We start from the raw sequence: 7,841 nt of genomic DNA, 5'->3' as shown, positions 1-7,841 counted from the left end.
TATGCTGAAGTATTCAATTCGATTATTACTTCATTACTTGAAGTACGGGAAAATACCCGTGTTAACCTGATTCATCCCGCACTTATGCAACGCCTAATTTTGCTTGGCAAACACGCCAACGCAGAATGCAAATTTTAGCGGGAAGTAAGAGTAAAATTCCTCCAGTGGTTGGTGCAGAACATAAGCAGTTAGGTGAAAGGCTCACAAGTGCAGTCGTTGGATTAATCTTAATCGGATTAAGCTACCCTATTGGCAAAAATATTATCAAAAATCAATTGTGGAATCAAACACCTTTTCAAGTTATTTTTATACTGCTGATATTTGCTGCCACCATTGCCTCGTTAATATTTCTTTATTGGGCAAAACAACGGGTGTGGCGAGTAGTTTTTGCAACTTTAACTGGTGCAGGTTTAGTAATTATAGGCTGTCAGGATGGAGTCTATCGCCGCATCAATGAGTGGTATTGGTCACATTATTATATTGGAATTACCGCAGCACTGTTAATGATTTTTTCATTAGCAATTGTTCAAGATATTTATCAAGATAAGTCCAATCGTTGGCGTATCATCCATACAATTTTAAACTGCATTGCTTTGTTGCTATTTATTGGACAAGGTATGACAGGAACGCGAGACTTGTTAGAAATTCCCCTTAGTTGGCAAGAATCCTATATTTATCAGTGTGATTTTGCTAATAAAACTTGTCCAACGCCAAATCCCCAAGCACCAAAATAAGCAAGAGAGAATGCCCAATGCCTAATTATTATAATTTATTTACCTAATCATTGTAGTGGCAGAGTGACAATTACTGTTGTGCCAACATCCTGTTCACTTTCTAATTGAATATGACCACCATGTAGCTCCACACATTTTTTAACTATAGTGAGTCCCAGTCCTGTTCCTTGAATTACACCTACATTACTGGCGCGATAGAAAGTTTGAAATAGATGAGTTTGATCTTTGAGAGGAATGCCCATGCCCCGATCTCTGATCTGGAAAATTGCGAGGCGATCTTTGCAAATCAAATCAAACCAAACAGTGTCATTTTCAGGGGAATATTTGATGGCATTGGAAATCAAATTGGTTAAGATACAATTTAGTAGGTCTTCATCCATTTGGGCTTGGGTCGATTCCCCTTGAAAAGTAAAGATAATGCTATGCTTAGTACCTGCATTTAGTTGAATAATATCTGTGAGTTCGCTACAGAAATTTTCTAAACTTAAAAGTGTAGGTTTGTATTCGAGTTTAGCAGCTTCCGTTTTACTCAAGAACAATATTTCATCTAAGAGATTAAGCATCTGGTTGATGGCATTTTGTATTCGCTCGAAATATTTAGTTCTTCGGACATCAGTTAGTTTATTAGTGTTGTATTCAAGGATATCTACAGCCGTCTGAATCGTAGTCATAGGGGTGCGGAACTCGTGAGAAACCATTGCTACAAAGTTTGACTTTAACTCGTTGAGTTCCTGTTCCTTTGCTAGTGCTTGACGGGTGCGTTCTTCACTCTCGCGTAGTTGGTTAAGAATTTCGCTTCTTTCAATGGCATAGCGAATGGCACGCACTAACCGTTGTATAGTCATTTTATCTTTAACTAGATAGTCTTGCGCTCCTTCTGCTAATGCTTGTAGTGCTAAATCTTCATCATCAACACCTGTTAATACCACAACTGGGATATCAGGTACTGCTGCCTTAAATTCTTTCAATGTATCCAGTCCAATACAGTCTGGAAGGCTGAGGTCTAACAAGACTAGGTCGAATCTGTGTTGCTTTCGACTCTTTATCTGAGAATTATTATGGGTGGACGCAGAGTTTTCCCTGCTAGCTTCTATTGCCTCAGATAACCGTTCAACATGTAATATCTGCCATTGTTCTCGATCTGAATTTAAAAATATCCGGTGTAGCAGATAAGCATCACTTGCACTATCTTCTACTAATAGAATGTGAATTGTGAGCTTTTCCATAATACAGGGTTATATCAATTTGTTAGATAATCACCTGATTTCCTACTTTTTACGCTTACTATAAAGTTAGTAAGCGGTTATTAGATAGTTATTAGATATATATTTAAAGATACCTTAATTTGCGTTGAAAGTAAGATAAAATACTGTTCCTACGCCCAGCCTGGTTCCGACTCAGCCCAGATGCGACCACCATACTGTTCTCAACGAGTATGAAGACGTTGGAAAACTTCAAAAATTCGCTCAAGATATTGAGACCATTATTCTGAGCGATCGCTATATGTAAATTACTTAGAGCTAGACTCAGTGCTATATTACAGTCAACGAGCATAAATTCCTGACCGCAATTCCCAACACAAAAGTAATACTAGCAAGTCTTTAATCAACTGCTGCATCCGCTTTGCCCTATCAATCATATATTCATCCCATTGTTTTGCAACGCTTTATGCTGCTGGATACATCGGAGTTTTAGATTGTGATACTTGCGGTAAGCAACCCTAACGCACGTAGAGAAATGTAGCTCATTACACAAAAAATAAGTGGATAATTGTAGCTGTCATACCACATATCCACTCGATACTTACTGTATTAGGGTGATTACAAAAACCTGACAAGATGATTAAAATTTGGGAAAGTTTAAACCAATTAACGTGACTCAGTTCCTTGATTCGGGCTACCTGCTACAGAATCATTTTCTGGTGCTTCTGGTGTAGCAGTGGATTTAGCATCACTCTTTTCAGCATCACCAGTTTGGCGGGTACTTTCGTCAGCGGTGGTTTGGTAGCCGCCAGAAGCGGTAGGTGTAGCTTCTTGATTATTAGATTTTTCTTTTTGTTCTTCAGCCATGACTACATTCCTAATCTTTTATTCTTGGATTATCTTAAAAAAATTAGGGGTGTGAGTGTATCTATCCAGAATATAATTATGGCTGATTCCTCCCTCTATCGTAAGTATTGTTTAGTACTACTCATATATGCTGATAAAAATCCATAAATATAGAATTTATTAACCTGAGAACCCTTGCTGTCGTTAAGGGAGAATTCGGAATGGGTTTTATGTCCAAGACGCTTTTAAAATTGCTTTATTGATAGTTGACAGAAAATGGCAAACGATCTGACTAGATCTGAATGAATAGTATGGTGTGATGATGGTGATACAAACTATCAAAGTGTAATTAGTGAACCAGAGCAATCTATCATTACCATCTGGATGTGTCCTTCGCAAGGCAACCTCTGGGGATCAGTGGTCGATTCGATTGCTGGTATTTTCAGCGAAACTTGACCCAACCCAATTAAATTGGCAGCAATTTTGGGTAATTGAATATAATGAGAATCTGATAGCTTGTGGACAGCTACGTAATTTCTCAGGGGCACAAGAACTTGGTAGCTTGGTTGTTGCATCAGCTTGGAGAGGTCGCGGTTTGGGTAGTTTGCTAACGCAACATTTGATTAATAAGGCAACGCAACCACTTTATCTGGAATGCTTAGGTCAGCAACTGGTGCAGTTTTATAGTCACTTTGACTTTGTGCCAATATCTTTTGAAGACTTGCCACAATTTCCTAAGACAATAGGCTTATCTACGCTCAAGGAGAAATTTAGATTCTCACAGTTAGCTAAAAGGCTGCTCAAAGTTCCTGTGGTATTTATGGAATATCAAGGTGAGACTAATTCGTAATACTCGCCTCCAGTGAGAAGCAAGCTACGTAATTCGTAATTTCAGATATGCAGAACAAAGTTTGATACAAGATGTTTCGAGTCTTTTACTCTCCCCATTCCCTATTTCAACTTGGAGGTTTAGCAAAAATCGTTAGTAAGACAGGCCCTAGTAAATAATGGTGATTCAAACACAATAGCCCAGCAGAGGAGCCAAGAAGTTGACGTTGATTAAAGCTGTAGAGTCTAATTCCACGGGGAGAGATTGGCAATAATTGAGGTTCCGTCTCTTTTTTAGAAGTAATGTCAACCAAATAAAAGCGTCCATCAGGAGAAAGTACCCGTGCTATCTCACGAACCACCTGTTTAGGTTCCAAATAGTGCAAAAAACTGATAGTACTGAAAACGGCATCAAATTGACCATCAGCAAAGGGAAGAGACTCAGCTTTGCCCTCAATATAAATTAAGCGTGGACGGTGGTGGTTGCTCTGTCTTGCTACCCGTAACATATTAGCAGATAAATCCAATCCGGTAGCTCGTAGATTGGGAGACTGAGTAGCAAGGCGCTCAAGCAAGCGTCCAGTACCACAGCCGATATCAAGTACATTTGCTGGCTCTGGTAAATCGACGTACTCCAGCAACCGTTGGTGAACGGCTCGATAAAACACTGAAGGAAAGAACCAATCGTAACTTGATGCCCATAGGTCAAAAAGTAGCTTTTTGTGATTGAAAAAGTCATCAGTCATTAGTTTTCGCAGCTTTCTTAAAACTTGATGCTTTTTGAGGGTAAGTTTAGCTGCGCCTCCAAGAATTTGGTTAACAACACAAATTAACTATAGCGGTTCTAAATAGGTTATAATTTCAAGCTTTTGTCAGGTTAGTTACACTAAGCTAAAGACTAGCTAGTACAACGGGCGCGTAATATAAACCACCCCTACCCTTCGGGAACGCCAAGGGCGAACGGGTGACGCTCTCTACGAGACGCTCTTGCTAGCTTGCAACTCTTACAGAGTACGCAGGCTCGCTCTAAGCGTTCGCGTAGCGTCTCCAAGAGTTGCCCGTTGGCGTTAGCACAGCGTGTCGCAGACAAGCCTCTCGTTCGCTGTCTTCGTCTCTGAAAGAGAAGAGAAGGCTTTACGCTGCGCTAACGGCAGTTCCTCATCGGGGGAACCCCTCTGAGCGAGTGCCTCACCATTCAAAATCAATAAAACGTTTATGCTGTATACCTGTTTGAATGCGTGACTTTTGACTTTTGACTTCCACCTTGCGGCACTAGTATCTAGGTTCAATGCCACATAAAATTAATGTTTCTACCGACTTGCGATCGAGGGGTTGGGAGAAAAAATATCCCTGTGCATATTTGCATTTCATGGCTCTAAGTTGTGTCAGTTGCTCTAGGGTTTCTACGCCCTCTGCTATTACATCTATATTTAGATTCTGTGCTAGGGTGATGATCGCTTGAATAATCTCTAAGTTTTCTTTATTAGCACCAATCTTATTAATAAAGGAACGATCTATCTTCAAGGCATTACTGGGAAAGCGGTGCAGGTAACTCAAGGATGAATAGCCGATGCCAAAATCATCTAAGTGTAATTGGATATTCATCTGTTGCAGTTGTAAGAGCATAAAAGTTGCTAATTGAATATTTTCCATAAGTACGCTTTCAGTAATCTCCAGCTTTAAACTGCCAGTTTCTAAACCAGTTTCTTGGATAATTTGGTTAATTTGCTCAATCAGCTCAGGTTGTGAAAACTGTTTAGTAGAAAGATTTACACTGATTGTCAAGGGTGGGTCAGTAGGAAATTGTACTTGCCAAGCACGCATCTGCCGACAAGCCTCACCTAGTACCCAATAACCAATAGGGATAATCAGCCCAGTTTCTTCTGCTAGGGGAATAAACTTGTCTGGAGAAACTAATCCGTGTTGCGGGTGCTGCCAGCGAACGAGAGCCTCGAAGCCAATAATTTTGTAAGTTTCTAATAAAATAATTGGCTGGTAGTAAACCTGAAACTCCTGGCGTTCAACTGCCCGTCGTAGATCCATCTCTAACTCCAATAGCTGCGTAACTTGGGTGTACATGGTTGAGTCAAATATCTCATGGCGTGCCTTACCCAATGCTTTAGCGCGATACATTGCAATGTCAGCGTCGCGCAAGAGTTCCTCCGGTCGGTTGTAACTACCCTTGCTCAAGGCAATGCCAATGCTGACAGTGGTAAATACCTCGTACCCACTGAGTTGGAACGCAGATGTCAGAACTTCGTGTATCCGCTCGGCTACGCTTGTTACATCATTGATGTTGTTGAGATCGTCAAGCAAAATTGTAAACTCATCTCCCCCTAGACGAGCAACTGTGTCTCCAGAGCGCAGGCAATTCTCCAATCTGTGAGCAAGGGCAGTTAGTAGTTGATCGCCAATTGTATGACCGAGACTGTCGTTGACAACTTTGAAGCGATCTAAGTCTAGACAGAGAACAGCGAATCTATAGTCTATACGTCGTTTTGTCAGCATGAGCGCACGCTCTAGCCGTTCCATAAATAAGGCGCGGTTTGGCAGACCGGTTAGTACATCGTGAAAGGCATCATGAATTAATTGTGCCTCTGCAAGTTTGAGAGCAGTAATGTTACGAGCGATACTTAAAACAAAATATACTTCACCATTGCTAGCTAATTCAGGCACAAGACGGGTATGGTAATGTCTTGTTTGCTGGGCGATCGCTAAACTGCATTCAAACTCCGTTTCTTCTTTCGTTTGGAAAACTTGCTGGAGCTTGCGATCGCATATTCGGCAAAATTCTTCCGGCAGATTTAACTCTGCGTTTGTTTTGCCGATAAATGTTTCGGCTGATATTCCTGTAATGTTTTCAATAGCTGGATTAACGTAAACGTAGCGCAATTGAGGGTTAAATCTAGAAATAATATCGGGTGCATTTTCAATTAGTGCTTTGAATTCTTGCTGGCGACGCGTTAATGCCTCCAGAATTTGGTTGCGCTCGGTGATATCCTGAAAGACCAAAACTGCACCCGTGATGTTACCGTTGTCATCTTTAATCGGTGCAACACTATCATCAATTGGTATTTCTGTACCGTTTTTAGCAATAAGTATCGTCTGTTCTGGTAGACCAACAGTAACGCCAGACTGAAGGACTTGCGTTACAGGACTTTCAATTATTATACGAGTTTTTTCATCAGCAATATTGAATACTTCTGCTGCTTGTTTACCAAACGCATCTGAATAATTCCAACCCGTCAGTATCTCCGCAATTGGATTCATAAAAGTCACAGTTCCAGATTCGTCGCTAGTAATCACAGCATCTCCAATACTTTTAAGTACAGTAGTCAGCCATTGTTCATTCTGTTTTAATTTTTTTTCCGTCCGATGTTTAGAAAGAGTAATTTCAATCGTGAACTTTAATTCTTTTTCTTTGAAGGGCTTGAGAATGTAGCCAAACGGCTCTGTTACCTTTGCTCGATTCAATGTTGATTCATCTGCATTAGCAGTCAGATATATAACTGGAATATTAAAAATATTATGAATTATCTGAGCGGCCTCCACACCGTCCATATTTCCTTTGAGGTGAATATCCATTAAAACTAAATCTAGAGAATTATCTGCTGCTTTCTTAATTGCTTCTTCTCCAGAATCGGCAAGCCCCATAACAGTGTATCCAAATTTTCTTAGCCGATTTTGTATATCCATTGCCACGATGAATTCATCTTCAACAACTAATATATTTACTGGGTTCATATTTTTATTAAAATTATAAATTTATAGTTTACTCGAAAATATAATTTTATACCTTACTCCGTTATTACTGCTAAAATCGATATTGCCTTTTAGCTGATGTGTTAGACCTTTTACTAATCGCAGACCTAATGATTCTGTACTGTGAAAGTCAAAATCTTGGGCAAAGCCGACACCATTATCACTGATAATAAGTGTATATAAATTTACTTTATTGAAGTAAAAGTCAATAGAAATTTCTCCCCCCTCTGTTTGAGGAAAGGCATATTTTAGGGAATTTGAAATAAGTTCGTTGATAATCAAGCCGCAAGGAATAGCTGCATCAATGACTAGAAAAACCTCCTCAACATTCATTTTCAAGGTAATAGCGCTGGAATTAACGTTGTATGAATAAAATAACTTATACCAATTCTCTAAAATTGGACTACAGATGAGAGAATAAGAATAAACCAGATGAAGGATGAACAATGTCAGGGATATATCAGCTAGA

Annotated in this window: 6 protein-coding genes and 1 pseudogene; 2 read left to right on the top strand and 5 right to left on the bottom strand. The window is 39.8% G+C overall.

The genetic code is table 11. The features are described from left to right. Positions 1-95: 95 nt before the first annotated feature. A pseudogene (locus V7K89_RS09430) lies at positions 96-734 on the top strand (DUF4079 domain-containing protein); the annotation flags it as partial. Between the two features lie 47 nt (positions 735-781). Here the strand turns inward: V7K89_RS09430 and V7K89_RS09425 are convergent. Together V7K89_RS09425 and V7K89_RS09420 are read right to left on the bottom strand one after the other, a co-directional pair. Beyond that, complete coding sequence (locus V7K89_RS09425) at positions 782-1,960, bottom strand: hybrid sensor histidine kinase/response regulator (RefSeq protein ID WP_335186499.1); 1,179 nt, start codon at positions 1,958-1,960, stop codon at positions 782-784. A gap of 642 nt (positions 1,961-2,602) precedes the next feature. Continuing rightward, complete coding sequence (locus V7K89_RS09420) at positions 2,603-2,803, bottom strand: hypothetical protein (protein WP_335186497.1); 201 nt, start codon at positions 2,801-2,803, stop codon at positions 2,603-2,605. A gap of 331 nt (positions 2,804-3,134) precedes the next feature. On the opposite strand from V7K89_RS09420, the gene V7K89_RS09415 reads away from it, so the two are divergent. Further along, on the top strand, positions 3,135-3,632 hold the full coding sequence (locus V7K89_RS09415; RefSeq protein WP_335186495.1) for a GNAT family N-acetyltransferase: 498 nt from the start codon (positions 3,135-3,137) through the stop codon (positions 3,630-3,632). A gap of 106 nt (positions 3,633-3,738) precedes the next feature. Here V7K89_RS09415 and V7K89_RS09410 read toward each other — a convergent pair whose 3' ends face one another. The 3 genes from V7K89_RS09410 to V7K89_RS09400 all read right to left on the bottom strand — a co-directional run. Then, entirely contained in the window at positions 3,739-4,356 is a 618-nt protein-coding gene (locus tag V7K89_RS09410) for a class I SAM-dependent methyltransferase (RefSeq protein WP_335186493.1), read from the bottom strand. 526 nt (positions 4,357-4,882) lie between these two features. Next, positions 4,883-7,354: a GGDEF domain-containing response regulator gene (locus V7K89_RS09405; RefSeq protein WP_335186491.1), complete on the bottom strand. Its 2,472-nt coding sequence runs from the start codon at positions 7,352-7,354 to the stop codon at positions 4,883-4,885. Between the two features lie 21 nt (positions 7,355-7,375). After that, positions 7,376-7,841: sensor histidine kinase (locus tag V7K89_RS09400; RefSeq protein WP_335186490.1), on the bottom strand; the 466-nt coding region annotated here is incomplete at its 5' end.

The organism is Nostoc sp., assembly GCF_036917515.1.
In the GTDB taxonomy this organism is placed as follows: Bacteria; Cyanobacteriota; Cyanobacteriia; order Cyanobacteriales; family Nostocaceae; genus Nostoc.
The sequence above is the reverse complement of the archived record's forward strand: the minus strand, read 5'-3'. Positions and strand labels throughout refer to the sequence as shown.